The sequence below is a fragment of the Streptomyces africanus genome, from assembly GCF_030816955.1.
Lineage (GTDB): Bacteria > Actinomycetota > Actinomycetes > Streptomycetales > Streptomycetaceae > Streptomyces > Streptomyces africanus.
Genome location: NZ_JAUSYP010000001.1, coordinates 5,864,799 through 5,882,527, shown reverse-complemented (window position 1 = coordinate 5,882,527; position 17,729 = coordinate 5,864,799). Strand labels below are relative to the sequence as shown.

Here is a 17,729-nt window from a genome sequence, read left to right as displayed (position 1 = left end):
GAACGAGGACGGGCCGGTGCGGGACGAAGAGCGCGGCACACGAGAGCTGCCGGCCGAGGGCACGGCCCCGGGTGCGGGCACGGCCCCGGGTGCGGGCACGGCGCCCAGCGGCACCCGGCGCATGGCGGACGGCATCGACGGCATCCCCGAGCAGGCCCGACCGCATCCCGAGGACGACTCCGCGGGGGCCGTCCTCCCGGGAGGCGAGCGGCGGGACCGGGACGGTGCCGTGCGGAGCGCGCCTCCGGGCGGCGGGATCGCGGCATCTCCCGCCCAAGGGGGTCCCCCCACTCGCGCGAAGCCGGGAGTGGAGGAGGAGGCGAGGGCTCGGGGAAGGGCGACGGGCGGGACGATGAGCGAGCACGAGCGACACTCCGAGGACGCAGCGCCGCGCGCGCACCACACACAGGGTGCGCAGCACGGCTCCCCGGACCGCAGCGGGGCGCGCGACATGTTCCTCAAACTGCGCACCCTCAGCCCCGGCAGCCCCGAGTACGCGGAGCTGCGCAACCAGCTGGTCCGCATGCACCTGCCGCTCGTCGAGCACCTCGCGCGGCGCTTCCGCAACCGCGGCGAGCCGCTGGACGACCTCACCCAGGTCGCCACGATCGGGCTGATCAAGTCGGTCGACCGCTTCGACCCGGACCGCGGCGTGGAATTCTCCACGTACGCGACCCCGACGGTCGTCGGCGAGATCAAGCGGCACTTCCGCGACAAGGGCTGGGCGGTGCGCGTCCCGCGCCGCCTCCAGGAGCTGCGCCTGTCGCTGACCACGGCCACGGCCGAGCTCTCGCAACTGCACGGCCGCTCCCCCACGGTCCACGAACTCGCCGAGAAGCTCGCGATCTCGGAGGAGGAGGTCCTGGAGGGCCTGGAGTCCGCCAACGCGTACTCCACACTGTCCCTGGACGTCCCCGACACCGACGACGAGTCGCCGGCGGTCGCGGACACCCTCGGCGCGGAGGACGAGGCGCTGGAGGGCGTGGAGTACCGGGAGTCCCTCAAGCCGCTGCTGGAGGACCTCCCGCCGCGCGAGAAGCGGATCCTGCTGCTGCGGTTCTTCGGCAACATGACCCAGTCGCAGATCGCGCAGGAGGTCGGCATCTCGCAGATGCACGTCTCGCGGCTGCTGGCGCGCACACTGGCGCAGCTCCGGGAGAAGCTCCTCGTCGAGGAGTGACGGCTACTTCTCCACGTTGCCGGGGTTGCCGGGCCCGCGGATCCCGAGGGCCCGGGTCGTCTCCGGGTTCACCAGCAGTACGAGCGAGGCGACGGCCACGACCGCGAGGGCGATCCCGGCCGGAATGGCCATGCTGTCGGCCTGCAGCAGGTTGTAGGCCACCGGCAGCGCCATGAGCTGGGTGATGACGGCCGGGCCGCGGCTCCAGCTGCGGCGGCCGAGCAGCCCGCGCGCGGCGAGCAGCGGAAGCAGTGCGAGCACGACCAGCGTGATGCCTCCGGTGACGGCTTGCTGCCGGTCGTCCGGATGCCCCGTGAGGCCGAGGACGAGGATCCAGACGCCGCCGACGACCAGCGCGAGCCCTTCCAGTGCGGCCAGCAGCGCGGCGTACGTCAGCCGCCGCGGGCGGGGGCCGGTGATGTCCGGGGTGGTGGGGGTCTGCTCACTGCTCACCCCTGAAGGGTAGCCCTGGTCGTACGCGCCCCTCGTGGTGAGGTTCACCCCCGCTCTCTTACCTGATCCCTACCTCGGTCTGGGCCCGGTACCACCCAGTAGGTACGCTGCCAGTCATGCGTGCACTTCTCGTGGTCAATCCGGCGGCAACCACCACAAGTGCGCGCACACGCGACGTACTGATCCACGCGCTCGCCAGCGAGATGAAGCTGGAAGCGGTCACCACCGAGTACCGCGGCCACGCGCGCGACCTGGGCCGGCATGCGGCGGAGAGCGACGACATAGACCTGGTGGTGGCCCTCGGCGGCGACGGCACGGTCAACGAGGTGGTCAACGGCCTCCTGCACGCCGGTCCCGATCCGAGGCGTCTCCCCGGCCTCGCGGTGGTCCCGGGCGGCTCCACCAACGTCTTCGCCCGCGCCCTGGGCCTGCCCAACGACGCAGTGGAGGCCACCGGGGCTCTGCTGGACGCCCTGCGCGACGGCAGCGAACGCACCGTCGGGCTGGGCCTGACCTCCGGCACTCCGGGCACGGAGGACGAGGCAGTGCCCTCCCGCTGGTTCACCTTCAACGCGGGGCTCGGCTTCGACGCCGGCGTGGTCGGCCGGGTGGAGCAGCACCGCGAGCGCGGCCGGAAATCCACACACGCTCTTTACGTCCGCCAGGTCGTGCGCCAGCTCCTCGGCGAGCCGAACCGCCGGCACGGGACGATCACGCTGGAGCGGGCCGGCGAGGATCAGGTCACCGATCTGGTGCTGTCCATAGTCTCGAACACTTCCCCATGGACGTTTCTGGGGAATCGCCCGATCTACGCGGCACCTAAGGCCTCGTTCGATACCGGACTGGATCTCTTCGGTCTCAGCCGGCTCTCCACGGCGGCGGTTGCCCGGTATGGCACCCAGTTGCTCACTTCGTCCCCTGAGCGCGGACCCCGTGGCAAGCACGCCACCTCTCTGCACGATTTGACCGAGTTCACCTTGCATTCGAAGGTGCCACTCCCCCTCCAGATGGACGGTGACCACCTGGGGCTGCGCACAAGCGTGACGTTCACAGGCGTTCGTCGTGCACTGCGTGTGATTGTGTGAGCAGAACTGGCTAAAGTCCTTTCACTCGAACGTTTAGGCCAGGATCCACCCCATGGAAGTACGGCTGTGACCTAGTCGACACCGAAGAATCAAAAAAAACTTTCCAGAAGGGGTTGTATCCGCCGCTGAGGTTTGCGAGTCTCTACGTGGCGATCGAGACGGCCCGCAACACCGGCCTCCACTGATCACCAGAACCCCTCTTCAACTCACAGGACCTTCGCCGGGGAACCTGGCAGTCGGCCCTTCACTTGTTGAGGGATTCGTGAAAGCGTTCACATTCACAAGCAAGCCCTGCACGTAATACCAAGGAGAGGTAGCAGCCATGGACTGGCGTCACAACGCCGTTTGCCGCGAGGAAGACCCCGAGCTCTTCTTCCCCATCGGCAACACCGGTCCTGCGCTGCTGCAGATCGAGGAAGCCAAGGCCGTCTGCCGTCGCTGCCCGGTGATCGAGCAGTGTCTGCAGTGGGCGCTCGAGTCCGGCCAGGACTCCGGCGTCTGGGGTGGTCTCAGCGAGGACGAGCGCCGCGCCATGAAGCGCCGCGCCGCCCGCAACCGGGCCCGTCAGGCCTCCGCCTGACAACCCACCCCTGCTGACAGCCTGAGCTTGGCGGCGCGTACAGCGAGTACGCATCTCCCGCCCCCGAGCCGCAGCGCGCAGTTCCCCCGATGCGCTTAGTTAAGCAGCAACGAGCTTTAGCCCCGGGCCATTTGATGGCCCGGGGCTCAATGCTGTTGTGGGCCCCTTCCGAGGGACGCGCACCGGCCTCGGGATGCTGCCGCTTCTACTTCCGCGTCGGCACCGGGATGTCCAGGATCACCCGGGTGCCGCGCTCCGGGGCCGGGACCATGTCGAAGGTTCCCCCCAACTCGCCCTCCACCAGGGTGCGTACGATCTGGAGACCGAGATTGCCCGCGGTCTGCGGATCGAAGCCTTCCGGAAGGCCGACGCCGTCGTCCTGGACGGTGACCAGCAGGCGGGCCTCCTTGGACGTACCGCCGCGAACCGCCGACACCTCGACCGTGCCGGTGTCGCCCTCGCGGAAGCCGTGCTCCAGCGCGTTCTGCAGAACCTCGGTCAGCACCATCGACAGCGGCGTGGCGACCTCGGCGTCGAGGATGCCGAAGCGGCCGGTGCGCCGGCCGGCGACCTTGCCCGGGGAGATCTCCGCGACCATGGCCAGGACGCGGTCGGCGATCTCGTCGAACTCCACGCGCTCGTCCAGGTTCTGGGAGAGCGTCTCGTGCACGATCGCAATCGATCCGACGCGTCGCACCGCCTCCTCCAGGGCCTCGCGGCCACGGTCGGACTCGATGCGCCGGGCCTGAAGGCGGAGCAGGGCCGCCACCGTCTGGAGGTTGTTCTTGACGCGGTGGTGGATCTCCCGGATCGTCGCGTCCTTGGTGATCAACTCGCGTTCGCGGCGGCGCAGTTCGGTGACGTCGCGGAGCAGGACGAGGGAACCGATGCGGGTGCCCTTGGGTTTGAGGGGGATCGCGCGGAACTGGATGACCCCCTCAGTGGCCTCGATCTCGAACTCCCGCGGCGCCCAGCCGCTGGCGACCTTGGCGAGCGCCTCGTCCACCGGGCCCCTGGTCGGGGCGAGTTCGGCGGTGGTCCTGCCCAGGTGCTGGCCGACGAGGTCGGAGGCGAGGCCGAGACGGTGGTAGGCGGACAGCGCGTTCGGGGAGGCGTACTGGACGAGGCCCTCGGCGTCGAGCCGGATCAGGCCGTCGCCCACCCGGGGCGAGGCATCCATGTCGAGCTGCTGGTTCGCGAACGGGAAGGAGCCGGCCGCGATCATCTGTGCGAGGTCGGAGGCGCTCTGGAGATAGGTGAGCTCCAGGCGGCTCGGGGTGCGCACGGTGAGGAGGTTGGTGTTGCGCGCGATGACACCGAGGACGCGGCCCTCGCGCCGTACGGGGATCGACTCGACCCGGACGGGCACCTCCTCGCGCCACTCGGGGTCCCCCTCGCGCACGATGCGGCCCTCGTCGAGGGCGGCGTCCAGCATCGGGCGGCGGCCACGCGGGACGAGGTGGCCCACCATGTCGTCCTGGTAGGACGTCGGACCGGTGTTGGGCCGCATCTGCGCGACGGACACGTACCGCGTGCCGTCGCTGGTGGGGACCCACAGCACCAGGTCGGCGAAGGAGAGGTCGGAGAGCAGTTGCCACTCCGAGACCAGCAGGTGGAGCCACTCGAGATCGGTGTCGTCGAGGGCGGTGTGCTGGCGTACGAGTTCGTTCATGGAGGGCACGTGAGCGAGCGTACCCGGGGGTTTGTACGGCTCTGAAATGTACGGGCCCGGACAGGTACGGGCTCCTGGAACACCCGCGGGCCGCGGCGCCTGAGAGGGACCCTCAACCCTCTCGGCACCGCAGCCCGGAGCAGTATCGGCCGTGGGGTGTGCGGTCCCGGTCGGCCGAAGGGCGAGGAGCCGGGGCAGTCAGGGCAGAGAGCCTCGGTTCCTCGGTCCGCCTTCCTGTGCGGGGAAGGCGGAGGCTGGTGCGCGCTGCACACGCGCTCTCATCACGCATTGTGGACTAGACCACTCATGGGTGTCCATGCGTTGGAGGCTGTTCGTTGTTGTTAATTTTCCGACGGCTCGGACGCGCCGGCGTCCTCCCGCAGCCTAACCCGTGTGGGTTCCTGTGCGGGGCCAGATGGACATGGCAATTTCCGCGACCCTCTCCAGTTCCTCCCGGCTCACCCCGTCCCGCGCCTGTTGCGACATGCCCTGGATCATCGCTCCGGTGTGCCGGGCCAGGGCGGCGGCGTCGGTGCCCGGGGGCAGCACGCCGACGGCGACATCGGCCCGGATACGGCTTTCGAACGCGGCGATGTTGGCGTTGCGGCGGTCCCGCAGCGACTGTTCGACCTCGGGGGTCGAGCAGTTCACGGCGGCGTGGACGACGAGGCAGCCGTGCGGGTGGCCGGGTTCGGTGTACGCGGTGGCGGCCTCGCGCAGCGTGCGCTCGACGGCGTCCCGGGCGGTGGGTTCCTCGGCGAGGGCCCGGTCCGAGAACGAGCCGTACCTCGTGCCGTAGACCTGCACGACCTCCTCGAAGAGGGACTGCTTGTCGCCGAAGGCCGCGTAAAGGCTCGGGGCGCCTATGTCCATGACGCGGGTGAGGTCGGAGACGGACGTGGCCTCGTAGCCGTGCTCCCAGAAGGCCAGGAGCGCCTTCTCCAGGGCGGTCTCCCGGTCGAAGGAGCGGGGGCGCCCGCGCGGCCTTCCCTTGACCTTGCCCGCCGGGGTTCCGTTGCTCTTGGCCGCCGCGGTTCCGTGTCGCTCGGCCCTCGCGGTCCCGTCGTCGTTCGCCATGGAGTGCATTTTATAGCGGCCACTAGAAAATTGTCGGCGGGCTGCTGTACGGTCATTTCTGTAGCGACCGCTAGGAAAATGAGAAGGGGGCGCCGGCATGGGCGTGCTCACGGGCAGGACGGCACTCGTCACGGGGGCGAGCAGGGGCATCGGGCGAGGGATCGCCGAGCGGCTGGGACGCGACGGCGCGCGGGTCGGGGTGCACTACGGCAGGAACGAGGCGGCGGCGAAGGAGACGGTCGCGGCGATCGAGGCGGCGGGCGGCTCGGCGTTCACGGTGGGTGTGGAGCTGGGCCTGCCGGGGGACGCCGAGGCACTGTGGGCGGAGTTCGACCGGCACGCGGACGGCCTGGACATCCTGGTGAACAACGCGGGGATCGGTAACACGCGCCCGATCCAGGAGCTGGACGAGTCGGAGTACGACAAGGTCTTCGCGGTGAACGTGAAGGCGCCGTTCTTCATACTCAAGCAGGGCATGAGCCGGCTGCGGGACGGCGGCCGGGTCGTCAACATCTCCTCGGGGCTGGCCCGGACGGCGGCGATGCCGGACAACATGGCGTACGCCATGACGAAGGGCGCGCTGGACGTCTTCTCGCGGGACCTGTCCAAGGTGCTGGGCCCTCGGGGCATCACGGTGAACTCGGTGGCGCCGGGAATCATCGACACGGACAACACGGCCCCGCTGCTGCACGGCAGTGCCGACGGCTGGGCGAAGGCCGCGGCGTATTCGGCGCTGGGCGGAGTGGGAGAGCCGGCCGAAGTCGCCGACGTGGTGGCGTTCCTGGTCTCGGACGGGGGGCGGTGGGTGACGGGGAGCTGGGTGGATGTGACGGGGGGTTCGCTCACCTAGTCAACGAGTCGCTCACGGGGTCAACGGGTCTCCGTCACCTTCGCCAGCGCCCTGGGCGCGTCCGGGTCCTGGCCACGGGCGATGGTGACCTCGTAGGCCAGGAGCTGGAGGGGAATGATCTCCAGGACGGGCTGAACTTCCTCGGCGACGTCCTCCGTCGGCAGGACGAAGCCGGCCGACGCCTGCTCGACCTGGTGCCTGGGGCCGATGACGACCAGGTCGGCACCGCGTCCGCGCAGCCGGTCGAGGACCGGCTGGAGCGCTTCGCCGCCCTTGCCGTCGGTGACCACGGCGATGACCGGGGAGACGTTGTCGACCATGGCGAGCGGCCCGTGCAGCAGGTCGGCGCCGGAGTAGGAGAGGGCGGGGATGTAGCTGGTCTCCATCAGCTTCAGGGCGGCCTCCTTGGCCGTGGGATAGCCGTAGCCGCGCGAGGTGATCACCATGCGCTCGGCGAAACGGTAGCGGGCGGCGAGAGCGCGCACCTCGTCCTGCCGGGCGAGCAGGTGCCCGGCGAGATCCGGCAGCACGTGCGCGGGTGCGCCGTCGCCGCCGCGCAGGCCCTCGACGAACAGGTAGAGCGCGAGAAGGGAGGCGGTGTACGTCTTGGTCGCGGGGAGTGCCTGCTCCGGTCCGGCCATGATGTCGATGTGGTACTCGGAGACGCCGGCGAGCGGTGAGTCCGGGTTGTTGGTGACGGCGAGTGTGATCGCACCGGCTTCGCGGGCGGCCCGTGTCGAGGCGACCAGGTCCGGAGAGCCGCCGGACTGGCTGACGGTGACGACGAGGACGTCCGTGAGGTCGGGCCGGGCGCCGTAGGCCGTGGTGGTGGACATCGAGGTGAGTCCGCAGGGCAGGCCGAGCCGGATCTCCAGGAGGTACTTGGCGTAAAGGGCGGCGTTGTCGGAGGTGCCGCGGGCGGTCAGCAGGACGAAGCGGGGAGCGCGGCCGGCGATCCGCCGTGCCACGTCCCGGATGGCGGAGGCGCCGTCGGCCAGGATCCGGCGCAGGACGGCGGGTTGCTCCGCCATCTCCCGGGCCATGATCCGGCCCGGGCGCGCGCTGAGGGTGTCCAGTGTGGCGGCGGCGTTCATGGCGCGGTTCCTTCCGGGGCGCGGGCAGATGCAGCTCCCATTCCACTCCCCCACACCGCGGAACGGCCACGCGGGACCGGTGCTGTTCACCTGCCGGAGATCTGCCCGGCACCGGGTGGCTGCCCCCTGTGGGACCGGCGGCCTTGACCCTGGGAGCGGCGCCCCCGCTCTGTTAGATTGGTCTAAACCACCCGACCCCTACCGGGTCCAGTCCCAGTTGAGCATCCCTCTCAGATCGGCAGGCCCAGCGTGGAAGTTGTCATCGTTCCGGACGCCGAAGCGGGCGGCGAGCTCATCGCCGAGGCCATGGCCCAGCTGCTCCGGCGCAAGCCCGGCGCCCTGCTCGGCGTGGCGACCGGCTCGACGCCGCTGCCCGTGTACGAGGCGCTGGCGGCCAAGGTGCGCTCCGGTGCCGTGGACGTCACGCGGGCGCGGATAGCCCAGCTCGACGAGTACGTGGGGCTGCCCGCCGACCATCCGGAGTCGTACCGCTCGGTGCTGCGGCGTGAGGTGCTGGAGCCGCTCGGCATCGGGATGGACCAGTTCACGGGACCGGACGGCACGGCCGAGGACGTGCAGGGCGCGTGCGAGGCCTACGACAAGGCGCTCGTGGACGCCGGGGGCGTGGATCTCCAGCTGCTCGGGATCGGTACCGACGGGCACATAGGGTTCAACGAGCCGTGTTCGTCGCTGGCGTCACGGACGCGGATCAAGACGCTGACCGAGCAGACCCGGATCGACAACGCGCGCTTCTTCGACGGCGACGTCGACCAGGTACCGCACCACGTGATCACACAGGGCATCGGCACCATCCTGGAGGCCCGGCACCTGGTGCTGCTCGCCACGGGCGAGGGCAAGGCGGACGCGGTCGCGGCGACGGTGGAAGGACCGGTCGCCGCGGTGTGCCCCGCGTCCGCGCTCCAGCTCCACCCGCATGCGACCGTCGTGGTCGACGAGGCCGCCGCGTCGAAGCTGAAGCTGGCGGACTACTTCCGGTACACGTACGCCAACAAGCCGGAGTGGCAGGGGATCTAGCGCTTCTGCTTACAAGGTCTCGTCGTCGGCCGGCTCGTCCTGGGCCCGCAGGCCGGCCACCCACAGCGGCATGACCCAGTGGACGACCAGGACGGCGATGAGGAGGGGTGCGGCGTAGGCCTTCGGCGCGTCGCCGTCGGCGCCGCCCGTGATCAGCAGGGCGATCGCCGCCGCGGCCAGGAGCAGGGTCGTCATGCGGTGGGCCCGGGCCAGGACGCGGCTGCGTTCCGCCGACTGCCGCTCGTCCAGTACGTGTTCGCGCAGCTCCAGCAGGCCCCGGGTGGCGCCGTTGATGACGCCGGTCGCGACCATCCAGGGAAGCAGCAGCACCGCCATCACGGCGACGGGCCACAGCGGCTCGCCCTTGGCGAGGAAGAAGTGGGTCATCAGTGCGCCGATGGCCACGGTGAGGGTGATGTGCGCGGCGACGGCCAGGCGTCGGCGTGCCGCCGTGGCGTACCAGGCCTGGCCGCGGCGGTCGTTCATGAGCCGCAGCATGCTCCGGTCGTAGCGGGTCAGGCGTGTCGTCGTCATGGCTGGTTCCTCCCGTAGACCTCGTCCGTGAGCGGCCGGAACGGTTCGAGGGAGAACAGGGCCTCGACCGGCAGATCGAAGAACTTCGAGATCCTCAATGCCAGGTCGAGGCTCGGGTTGTACTGCCCTCGCTCGATGTAACCGATGGTCTGGTAGTGGGCTCCCACTGCCTCGGCCAGGCTCTGCCGCGACACCTTCCGTTCGGCGCGCACCATGGCCAGCCTGTTGTGCACCTGCTCGCTCATGTATAAGAAGTACTACACTCGGAAGTAGCTTTACAACCCAGCAGCCTTACGACCCCGCAGGCTTACAACCCGGCGATCACCTCGGCCGCCGCCCGGCCGCAGACGCGGGCCGCGCCGTGGGTGGCGATGTGGAGGGCGCCGCGGGGTGCGGCCTGGGGGACGCCCATCTCGACCACGATGGTGTCGGGGCGGGTGGCCAGCAGGATGTCGAGGGCCGAGGCCATCCAGGGGTGGCGGTGTTCGTCGCGGACGACGGCGACGATGCGGCGCGGACCGGCGGCCTCGAGTGCCGCCCGTCCGGCGCTCTCACCGGCTGCGGCCTCGGTCTGGTTGCCGTCCCCCGCAGAGGAGCCGTCCCCCGCAGAGAAGCTGCCCGTCACCGTGCCCGGCAGGAGGTGGACGAGTTCGGCGGCGATGCCCCAGGGGGTCTCGTCGCCCACCGCGATGTTGGCGACGGGGGTCAGGGCGGCGACGTAGGGGGGTTCGGTGAGGGGCTTGAAGGTCTCCGGGCTGCCCAGGCCCGGGGCGACGGTGACCGTGAGGGCGCGGCGGGCGGCGTGCAGGCCGATCTCGCTGCCGGGGATCTCCTCGGGCGCGTGGCGGGCTGTGTTCGTCCAGCGGGCCAGCGTCCGGACCCGGTCCGCGGCCTCGGCCAGGCGATCCTCGGGCAGTTCGCCCGCGCGTACCGCCGCGACCAGGGCGTCGCGCAGGCGCCGTACGGTCGCGTCGTCGGCCAGGCCGCCGCCCACGCAGATCGCGTCGGCGCCGGCGGCGACGGCGAGGACGCTGCCGCGTTCGATGCCGTAGGTGCCCGCGATGGCCTGCATCTCCATGCCGTCGGTGACGATGAGGCCGTCGTAGCCGAGTTCGCCGCGCAGCAGCCCGGTCAGGATGCGGCGGGAGAGGGTGGCCGGGCGGTCGGGGTCCAGGGCCGGGACCAGGATGTGGGCGCTCATCACGGCCCGGCTGCCGGCGGCGATGGCCGCGCGGAACGGGGTGAGTTCGCGGTCGGTCAGCACGTCCGCGGGGACGTCGATGCGCGGGAGGGCGTGATGGGAGTCGACGGCCGTGTCGCCGTGGCCCGGGAAGTGCTTGGTGCAGGCGGCGACTCCGGCCGACTGCAGGCCCGTCACGTACGCGGCGGTGTGCCGGGCGGCCAGGTCGGTGTCGGCGCCGAAGGAGCGGACGCCGATCACCGGGTTGCGCGGGTCGGAGTTCACGTCGGCGGACGGGGCCCAGTTGAGGTTCACGCCGCAGGACGCGAGACGGCGGCCCAGTTCACGGGCGACCTCTCGGGTCAGCTCCACGTCGTCCACCGCGCCGAGGGCGTGGTTGCCCGGGAAGGAGGAGCCGGTCCGCACCTCCAGGCGCGTGACGTCACCGCCTTCCTCGTCGATCGCGACCAGGACGTCGTCGCGCTCGGCCCGCAGTTGGGCGGTCAGTTCGGCCAGTTGGCCGGGCGAGGCGATGTTGCGGCCGAACAGGCCGACGGAGGCGAGGCCCTCGCCGAGCCGGCGCAGCAGCCAGTCGGGGGCGGTGGTTCCGGTGAAGCCGGGCTGGAGGACCGTCAGGGCGTCACGCGTGAGCGTGTCGGTACCGCCGGCGAGTGTCGTCATCGGGTGGGGTCATCCCTTCACGGCGCCCGCGGTCAGGCCCGCGGCCATCTTGCGCTGGACGAGGAGGAAGAGGGCGACGATGGGCACGGCCATCATCGTGGCGCCGGCCATCATCGGGGCGTATTCGGTGCCGTGTTTGGTGGTGAAGTTGCCGAGCCAGACGGTCGCCGTCTGGTTCTTCTGGCTGAGCAGCATCAGGGCGTACAGGTACTCGTTCCAGGCCTGGATGAAGCCGTAGACCGAGGTGGCGACCATGCCGGGGGCCAGCAGCGGGAAGACGACCCGGAGGAAGGCGCCCGTGCGGGAGCAGCCGTCGACCATGGCCGCCTCCTCCAGTTCCTTCGGGATGTTGACGATGAAGCCCCGCAGCGTCCACACCGTGAACGGGAGGATGAAGGTCAGGTAGGTGATGATGAGGCCGGTCAGCCGGTCGTACTGGCCCAGGTCGTTGAGCAGCAGGAAGACCGGGATGATCATGGCGACCAGCGGGACCATCTGGACGGCGAGGATGCCCACGATCACGATCTTGCGGCCCCGGAAGGCGAAGCGCGAGATGGCGAGCGCGGCCAGCAGCCCCACGACCATGCCGATGACGACCACCGCCAGCGACACCACCATGCTGCGGCCCACCGGGCCCCAGAAGTCGGCGATGTCCAGCGCCCGGCCGAAGTTGGCGAAGGTGATGCCGGTCGGCAGCAGGCTGGGGTCCGGGTCGATGGCGTCCTTGGCGGGCTTGAACGCCGTGTTGAGCATCCAGTAGAGCGGGAAGCCCGCGGTGACGAAGACCAGGAGGCCGAGGACGTTCCACCAGAGCCTCGGCGCCCGGCGGCCGGTCAGCGTGCTGCTCATTCGACCTCTCCGATCTTCAGCATCTGCCGCATGTAGACGGCGACCACGCCGAGCAGCAGCAGGACGGTGACCAGCGCGATGGCCGAGCCCTGGGCATAGTCGTTGACCACGAAGGCCCGGTCGTAGGAGTAGGTGTTGAGCACCTGGAACTCCGGCTCGGGGTGGCCGCCCCGCATGACGAACACCTGGGGGAAGACGCCCATGTCCCAGATGACCGACAGGGTCGTGAGCATCACGATGATCGGCTTGAGGACGGGCAGGGTGACATAGCGGAAGACGCCCCAGGCGCCGGCGCCGTCCAGGCGGGCCGCCTCCTCCAGTTCCTTCGGGACCTGGGTGAGACCCGCGCTGAGCGTGATGACGACGAACGGCACGGCTCCCCACACCACCAGCAGCATGATCACGGCCAGGCCCTCGGGACCGCTCGCGAACCAGTTGTGGCCGATCATCTCGACGCCGGGCAGCTTGCTCAGCAGCGCGTTGAACACGCCGTAGTCGGAGTCGAAGAGCCACTTGAAGACCGTCGTCGCCACGATCACGGGCATGCCCCAGCTGGCCACCAGCACGATGTTGATGAGCACCTTCAGCCAGCCGGAGACCCGCTGGAGCAGCAGGGCGATCGCCATGCCGATGACCATCGTGAAGACGACGGCCCCGGCGGCGAAGACGATCGTGCGGACCACGACGGTCCAGAACTCGCCGTCGCCCAGCACCTTGGCGAAGTTGTCGAACCCGACCGACTCGGCCGGCTGGAAGCCCCACAGCTGGGACTGCCCGAACTTCTGGAAGGACAGGGTGACCAGGCGGGCCAGCGGATAGCCCATGACCAGGGCGAGGATCAGCAGGCAGGGCGCGAGCAGCAGCCAGGGGACCGCGGTCCCGCCCGACGGCCGGTTCGCCCGTGGCCGCTCAGCGGCGGGAGGTGGCGGTGCCTGCCGCGGTGGCGGCACCTTGGCAGGGGTGGTGGTGTCTGCGGCACTCATCGCGCGCTCCTCGGCGGTCCCTCAGGTCTTGACGACGGCGGGGCTCCCCGACCAGGAGCCCCGCCCGTAGGTCACTTCGTGTTGATGACCTTGTCGATCGCGGCGTCCGCATCCTTGGCGGCGGCCTCGACCGACTTCTTGCCGGTGCCGATGCTCTGGAGCATGGTCTGGAGGATCTGCGCCTTCTCGACCTGGCCCCAGCCGGGGGCCATCGGGACGAACCAGTTGGACTCGGCCGCGGTCGCCGGGACCGCCGTCTTCGGGTCGTTCTTCAGCGTCGCGAGGTCGGTCTTGTTGTTGGGCAGATTGCCCTTGGCCATCAGGCCCTTCTGGCCGGAGGAACCGGTGAACGCGTTGATCCACTCGGCGGCCAGGGCCTGCGCGTCGGACTTCACCGGCACGGCGAGGTCGGAGCCGCCCAGGAAGACGGGCATGTTCTTGCCGGACGGGCCGGGCATCACGAAGTTCTCGAGGTTGCCCTTGAGCTTGCCGGTCTTGTCGTTCTTCGGATCCTCGGCGGTCGCGCCCTCCCAGGCGGCGGCGAAGATCATGGCGGACTTGCCCTGGCCGTAGACGATGTAGCGGTCCGACTCGTCCTTGGTCTTGTCGCCGTGCATGTAGGAGTCGACGACGTTCTTGAACTCCTTGAGGCCCTTGAGGGACTCGGGCGAGGAGAGGGAGGCCCGCCACTGGCCGCCGGACTCGGTGGCGATGGCGCCGCCGGCGTCGTAGACGAAGGACATGGCCGCGTACCAGTCGCGGGTCGGCTGGTACCAGGCGCTGAACTTGCCACCCTGCTTCTTCTGGATCTTGTCCAGGGCGGCGGTCAACTCCTTGTACGTCTTCGGGGGCGTCTTCACGCCGACCGAGGCCGCCACGTCCTTACGCCAGTTGGCGACGCGGCCGCCGGCGTAGTACGGCACGCCGTAGGTCTTGCCCTCGTAGGTCACCGAGGCCTTCAGGCCGTCCAGCCAGGCGTCCGAGCTGTCGAACTCGCCCGCGTCGAGGGGAGCGAAGGCGCCCTTGACCATGTAGCCGAGCATCTCGGTGTTGCCCATCTCGACCACGTCGGGGGCCTTGTCGGTGGCGAGGACGGCGTCGAGCTTGGCGTTCTTGTCGGGCCAGCCGTAGTACTCGTGGTTGATCTTCAGGCCGGGGTGCTTCTTCTGTACCGCGGCGTCGGCGGCCTTCACCAGCTGCGGCCAGTTGTTCTGCGCGTCGACGGTGAGCCAGACGGTCAGCTCCTTGGCGTCCGCGCCCTTGTCCGAGCCCCCGCTGCCGCCCTCGCCCCCGCACGCCGCGATGGAGACCACCATGCCCGCGATACCGATCGCGGATATCAGCTTGCGCTTCACGCCACCCTCCTCAGGGATGCCACCGACCCCCCTGCTCCCCGCGTTCGTGGGGCCAGGACCCTGGACCAATGGTGTAGACCAGTACGGGGAGCTTGGACCAGACCAGGAGGCCTGTCAAGGGTCCGGAATAAGCTCTGACCAGCCGTTATGCGACCTACATATGCAGGAACCTTTAAGTAAGAACCCGGCGAAAACACCGGCCAGGCGCGGCATACTCCAGGTAGACCACTTGGAGTCGTGGACTAGACCAAAAGCGGCGCCGACGGTATACAAGTGAGATCGTGTCGGCCCAGGAGCCGGGAAGGCGGAGCATGAGCACCGACATCAGCAGTGCGGAGAACGACAGCGGGGCGCCCGTCCGCACCGCACGCGTGCCCAAGTACTACCGCCTGAAGAAGCACCTGCTCGACATGACCGAGACCCAGGCGCCCGGCACGCCGGTCCCGCCCGAACGCACCCTGGCGGCCGAGTTCGACACCTCGCGCACGACCGTGCGCCAGGCGCTCCAGGAGCTGGTCGTCGAGGGCCGGCTGGAGCGCATCCAGGGCAAGGGCACGTTCGTCGCCAAGCCGAAGGTCTCGCAGGCGCTGCAACTGACCTCGTACACCGAGGACATGCGCGCCCAGGGCCTCGAACCCACCTCGCAGCTCCTGGACATCGGCTACATCACCGCCGACGACCGCCTCGCCGGGCTGCTCGACATCACGACCGGCGGACGGGTGCTGCGCATCGAGCGGCTGCGCATGGCCAACGGCGAGCCCATGGCCATCGAGACGACCCACCTGAGCGCGAAGCGCTTCCCGGCCCTGCGCCGGTCCCTGGTGAAGTACACCTCGCTCTACACCGCGCTCGCCGAGGTCTACGACGTCCATCTCGCCGAGGCCGAGGAGACCATCGAGACCTCACTGGCCACCCCGCGCGAGGCCGGCCTGCTCGGCACGGACGTCGGCCTGCCGATGCTGATGCTCTCCCGTCACTCGCTGGACCGCGACGGACAGCCGGTGGAGTGGGTGCGGTCGGTGTACCGGGGGGACCGGTACAAGTTCGTGGCGCGTCTGAAGCGGCCCCAGGAGTAGTTCCCGCGCGGGACGGTGCGACGGCTGCTGAGCTCGGTTTCTTTTGGGTACCGCATTGCGGACGAGGGGTTCCGTTCCCGCCGCACCCTGACCTAGATTGCCTGCGCATTACACAGGTGATCACTGAGGGGACGGAGCCGCCTGATGTCGCAAGCACCGGAAGCCGGCAGAGGGGCGATGGTGACGCCGATGCGCGTCGTCATCGGCCTCTGCCTCATAGCGCCCTTCGTGGCCATGCTGTGGGTCGGCTCGTACGCCAAGACCGACCCGGCCTTCATCGGCATCCCGTTCTTCTACTGGTACCAGATGGCGTGGGTACTGATCTCCACCGCGCTGACGATGATCGCCTACAAGCTGTGGCAGCGTGACCAGCGCGCCCGCTCTGCCGCGAAGGGCGGTGCGTCGGAGTGAACGACGGCGTGAACGGCGTCGCACTCGCCGTCTTCATCTTCTTCTTCCTGGCCGTCACGGTCATGGGCTTCCTGGCCGCGCGCTGGCGCAAGGCCGAGAACGAGCACAGCCTGGACGAATGGGGCCTGGGCGGCCGCTCGTTCGGCACCTGGATCACCTGGTTCCTGCTCGGCGGCGACCTGTACACGGCGTACACCTTCGTCGCCGTGCCGGCGGCGATCTACGCGGCGGGCGCGGCCGGCTTCTTCGCGGTGCCCTACACGATCCTCGTCTACCCGCTCATCTTCACGTTCCTCCCCCGCCTGTGGTCGGTCTCGCACAAGCACGGGTACGTGACGACGTCCGACTTCGTGCGCGGCCGGTTCGGCTCCAAGGGCCTGTCGCTGGCGGTGGCCGTGACCGGCATCCTGGCCACGATGCCGTACATCGCGCTCCAACTGGTCGGCATCCAGGCCGTGCTGGACGTCATGGGCATCGGCGGCGGCGAGAACACCAACTGGTTCATCAAGGACCTGCCCCTGCTGATCGCCTTCGGCGTGCTGGCGGCGTACACGTACTCGTCGGGTCTGCGGGCGCCCGCGCTGATCGCCTTCGTGAAGGACACCCTGATCTACATCGTCATCGCGGTGGCGATCATCTACATCCCGATCAAGCTGGGCGGCTTCGACGACATCTTCGCCAAGGCGGGCGACGCGTTCAGCCAGACCAACCCGGCGACGGGCGCGCCGCGCGGTGCGCTCGCGCCGCCGGAGGCGGGGCAGTGGACGTACGCCACGCTGGCGCTGGGCTCCGCGCTGGCACTCTTCATGTACCCGCACTCGATCACGGCGACGCTGTCCTCGAAGAGCCGTGACGTGATCCGCCGCAACACCACGATCCTGCCGCTGTACTCGCTGATGCTGGGCCTGCTCGCGCTGCTCGGTTTCATGGCGATCGCGGCCGGGATCAAGGTGCAGAACGGGCAGCTGGCGATCCCGCAGCTGTTCGAGACCATGTTCCCGGACTGGTTCGCGGGCGTGGCCTTCGCGGCGATCGGCATCGGCGCCCTGGTCCCGGCGGCCATCATGTCCATCGCGGCCGCGAACCTCTTCACCCGCAACATCTACAAGGACTTCATCAAGCCCGACGCGACGCCCGCGCAGGAGACCAAGGTCTCCAAGCTGGTCTCGCTGCTGGTGAAGGTGGGCGCGCTGGCCTTCGTCCTCACCATGGACAAGACGGTCGCCATCAACTTCCAGCTCCTGGGCGGCATCTGGATCCTCCAGACCTTCCCGGCCCTGGTCGGCGGCCTGTTCACCCGCTGGTTCCACCGCTGGGCGCTGCTCGCGGGCTGGGCGGTCGGCATGGTCTACGGCACGGTCGCCGCGTACGGCGTCGCCTCGCCGACCCAGAAGCACTTCGGCGGCTCCTCCAAGGAGATCCCGGGCATCGGCGAGATCGGCTACATCGGCCTCACGGCGTTCGTCCTGAACGTCGTCGTCACCGTCGTCCTGACCTTCGTCCTGAAGGCCCTGAAGGCCCCCGACGGCATCGACGAGACCAAGCCGGAGGACTACACGGCGGACGCGGGCGACCCCGGCGTCCAGGTGGAGCTTCCGCCGGCGACGGCGGGCACCTCGCACTGAGTCGCAGGT

18 protein-coding genes are annotated in these 17,729 nt (G+C 69.6%); 8 read left to right on the top strand and 10 right to left on the bottom strand.

Annotation, left to right across the window (positions count from 1 at the left end; all coding sequences use genetic code 11):
- Positions 1-16: 16 nt before the first annotated feature.
- Entirely contained in the window at positions 17-1,180 is a 1,164-nt protein-coding gene (locus tag QF034_RS27425; protein WP_307179985.1) for an RNA polymerase sigma factor SigF, read from the top strand.
- 3 nt (positions 1,181-1,183) lie between these two features.
- Here QF034_RS27425 and QF034_RS27420 read toward each other — a convergent pair whose 3' ends face one another.
- The gene (locus tag QF034_RS27420) at positions 1,184-1,633 is read right to left on the bottom strand and encodes a hypothetical protein (RefSeq protein WP_307177434.1); all 450 of its coding nucleotides are present in this window, start codon (positions 1,631-1,633) and stop codon (positions 1,184-1,186) included.
- A gap of 116 nt (positions 1,634-1,749) precedes the next feature.
- Between QF034_RS27420 and QF034_RS27415 the strand changes: the two genes are divergently transcribed.
- Together QF034_RS27415 and QF034_RS27410 are read left to right on the top strand one after the other, a co-directional pair.
- Positions 1,750-2,718, top strand: a complete 969-nt coding sequence (locus QF034_RS27415; RefSeq protein ID WP_307177433.1) for a diacylglycerol/lipid kinase family protein — start codon at positions 1,750-1,752, stop codon at positions 2,716-2,718.
- A 322-nt stretch (positions 2,719-3,040) separates the two neighbouring features.
- Positions 3,041-3,298: a WhiB family transcriptional regulator gene (locus QF034_RS27410; RefSeq protein WP_003992873.1), complete on the top strand. Its 258-nt coding sequence runs from the start codon at positions 3,041-3,043 to the stop codon at positions 3,296-3,298.
- 205 nt (positions 3,299-3,503) lie between these two features.
- Here QF034_RS27410 and QF034_RS27405 read toward each other — a convergent pair whose 3' ends face one another.
- Together QF034_RS27405 and QF034_RS27400 are read right to left on the bottom strand one after the other, a co-directional pair.
- Positions 3,504-4,970 carry a sensor histidine kinase gene (locus QF034_RS27405; RefSeq protein WP_307179984.1) on the bottom strand — a complete coding sequence of 489 codons (1,467 nt, stop codon included), beginning with the start codon at positions 4,968-4,970 and terminating at the stop codon, positions 3,504-3,506.
- Between the two features lie 384 nt (positions 4,971-5,354).
- Positions 5,355-6,047, bottom strand: coding sequence for a TetR/AcrR family transcriptional regulator (locus QF034_RS27400; protein WP_307177432.1), 693 nt, complete (start codon positions 6,045-6,047; stop codon positions 5,355-5,357).
- A 97-nt stretch (positions 6,048-6,144) separates the two neighbouring features.
- Here QF034_RS27400 and QF034_RS27395 point away from each other — a divergent pair, with 97 nt between their 5' ends.
- A complete protein-coding gene (locus tag QF034_RS27395; protein ID WP_307177431.1) occupies positions 6,145-6,897 on the top strand; it encodes an SDR family oxidoreductase in 753 nt (250 codons plus the stop codon).
- Positions 6,898-6,917: 20 nt separating this feature from the next.
- Here the strand turns inward: QF034_RS27395 and QF034_RS27390 are convergent, their stop codons facing one another.
- Positions 6,918-7,991, bottom strand: a complete 1,074-nt coding sequence (locus QF034_RS27390; RefSeq protein ID WP_307177430.1) for an SIS domain-containing protein — start codon at positions 7,989-7,991, stop codon at positions 6,918-6,920.
- Positions 7,992-8,240: 249 nt separating this feature from the next.
- Here QF034_RS27390 and nagB point away from each other — a divergent pair, with 249 nt between their 5' ends.
- Positions 8,241-9,026 carry a glucosamine-6-phosphate deaminase gene (gene nagB / locus QF034_RS27385; RefSeq protein WP_307177429.1) on the top strand — a complete coding sequence of 262 codons (786 nt, stop codon included), beginning with the start codon at positions 8,241-8,243 and terminating at the stop codon, positions 9,024-9,026.
- Positions 9,027-9,035: 9 nt separating this feature from the next.
- On the opposite strand, the gene QF034_RS27380 is transcribed toward nagB, so the two are convergent.
- From QF034_RS27380 to QF034_RS27355, 6 genes are all read right to left on the bottom strand, one after another.
- Positions 9,036-9,560, bottom strand: coding sequence for a hypothetical protein (locus tag QF034_RS27380; protein ID WP_307177427.1), 525 nt, complete (start codon positions 9,558-9,560; stop codon positions 9,036-9,038).
- Entirely contained in the window at positions 9,557-9,805 is a 249-nt protein-coding gene (locus QF034_RS27375; protein ID WP_306963747.1) for a helix-turn-helix transcriptional regulator, read from the bottom strand. Before QF034_RS27375 ends, QF034_RS27380 begins: the two co-directional genes overlap by 4 nt.
- A 62-nt stretch (positions 9,806-9,867) precedes the next feature.
- Complete coding sequence (locus QF034_RS27370; protein ID WP_307177426.1) at positions 9,868-11,421, bottom strand: glycoside hydrolase family 3 protein; 1,554 nt, start codon at positions 11,419-11,421, stop codon at positions 9,868-9,870.
- Positions 11,422-11,430: 9 nt separating this feature from the next.
- Positions 11,431-12,270 (bottom strand): carbohydrate ABC transporter permease, encoded by an 840-nt coding sequence (locus tag QF034_RS27365; RefSeq protein WP_307177425.1) that lies wholly within the window; start codon positions 12,268-12,270, stop codon positions 11,431-11,433.
- On the bottom strand, positions 12,267-13,253 hold the full coding sequence (locus QF034_RS27360) for a carbohydrate ABC transporter permease (RefSeq protein ID WP_307177424.1): 987 nt from the start codon (positions 13,251-13,253) through the stop codon (positions 12,267-12,269). The genes QF034_RS27365 and QF034_RS27360 overlap by 4 nt, the downstream gene beginning before the upstream one ends.
- Positions 13,254-13,324: 71 nt before the next feature.
- Positions 13,325-14,608, bottom strand: a complete 1,284-nt coding sequence (locus QF034_RS27355; RefSeq protein WP_307177423.1) for an extracellular solute-binding protein — start codon at positions 14,606-14,608, stop codon at positions 13,325-13,327.
- A gap of 311 nt (positions 14,609-14,919) precedes the next feature.
- Here QF034_RS27355 and QF034_RS27350 point away from each other — a divergent pair, with 311 nt between their 5' ends.
- The 3 genes from QF034_RS27350 (at position 14,920) to mctP (ending at position 17,720) form a co-directional block, all read left to right on the top strand.
- A complete protein-coding gene (locus QF034_RS27350) occupies positions 14,920-15,684 on the top strand; it encodes a GntR family transcriptional regulator (protein ID WP_086563481.1) in 765 nt (254 codons plus the stop codon).
- Between the two features lie 144 nt (positions 15,685-15,828).
- Positions 15,829-16,095, top strand: coding sequence for a DUF3311 domain-containing protein (locus QF034_RS27345; RefSeq protein WP_307177421.1), 267 nt, complete (start codon positions 15,829-15,831; stop codon positions 16,093-16,095).
- Positions 16,092-17,720: a monocarboxylate uptake permease MctP gene (mctP, locus tag QF034_RS27340; RefSeq protein ID WP_086563484.1), complete on the top strand. Its 1,629-nt coding sequence runs from the start codon at positions 16,092-16,094 to the stop codon at positions 17,718-17,720. Before QF034_RS27345 ends, mctP begins: the two co-directional genes overlap by 4 nt.
- Positions 17,721-17,729: the final 9 nt, after the last annotated feature.

What these genes read in the sequence shown, in the direction of transcription:
- QF034_RS27415 (WP_307177433.1), top strand. Translation starts at nt 1,750, where the DNA reads ATGCGTGCACTTCTCGTGGTCAATCCGGCGGCAACCACCACAAGTGCG.
- QF034_RS27410 (WP_003992873.1), top strand. Translation starts at nt 3,041, where the DNA reads ATGGACTGGCGTCACAACGCCGTTTGCCGCGAGGAAGACCCCGAGCTC.
- QF034_RS27405 (WP_307179984.1), bottom strand. Translation starts at nt 4,970, where the DNA reads ATGAACGAACTCGTACGCCAGCACACCGCCCTCGACGACACCGATCTC.
- QF034_RS27400 (WP_307177432.1), bottom strand. Translation starts at nt 6,047, where the DNA reads ATGGCGAACGACGACGGGACCGCGAGGGCCGAGCGACACGGAACCGCG.
- QF034_RS27395 (WP_307177431.1), top strand. Translation starts at nt 6,145, where the DNA reads ATGGGCGTGCTCACGGGCAGGACGGCACTCGTCACGGGGGCGAGCAGG.
- QF034_RS27390 (WP_307177430.1), bottom strand. Translation starts at nt 7,991, where the DNA reads ATGAACGCCGCCGCCACACTGGACACCCTCAGCGCGCGCCCGGGCCGG.
- QF034_RS27380 (WP_307177427.1), bottom strand. Translation starts at nt 9,560, where the DNA reads ATGACGACGACACGCCTGACCCGCTACGACCGGAGCATGCTGCGGCTC.
- QF034_RS27375 (WP_306963747.1), bottom strand. Translation starts at nt 9,805, where the DNA reads ATGAGCGAGCAGGTGCACAACAGGCTGGCCATGGTGCGCGCCGAACGG.
- QF034_RS27370 (WP_307177426.1), bottom strand. Translation starts at nt 11,421, where the DNA reads ATGACGACACTCGCCGGCGGTACCGACACGCTCACGCGTGACGCCCTG.
- QF034_RS27365 (WP_307177425.1), bottom strand. Translation starts at nt 12,270, where the DNA reads ATGAGCAGCACGCTGACCGGCCGCCGGGCGCCGAGGCTCTGGTGGAAC.
- QF034_RS27360 (WP_307177424.1), bottom strand. Translation starts at nt 13,253, where the DNA reads ATGAGTGCCGCAGACACCACCACCCCTGCCAAGGTGCCGCCACCGCGG.
- QF034_RS27350 (WP_086563481.1), top strand. Translation starts at nt 14,920, where the DNA reads ATGAGCACCGACATCAGCAGTGCGGAGAACGACAGCGGGGCGCCCGTC.
- QF034_RS27345 (WP_307177421.1), top strand. Translation starts at nt 15,829, where the DNA reads ATGTCGCAAGCACCGGAAGCCGGCAGAGGGGCGATGGTGACGCCGATG.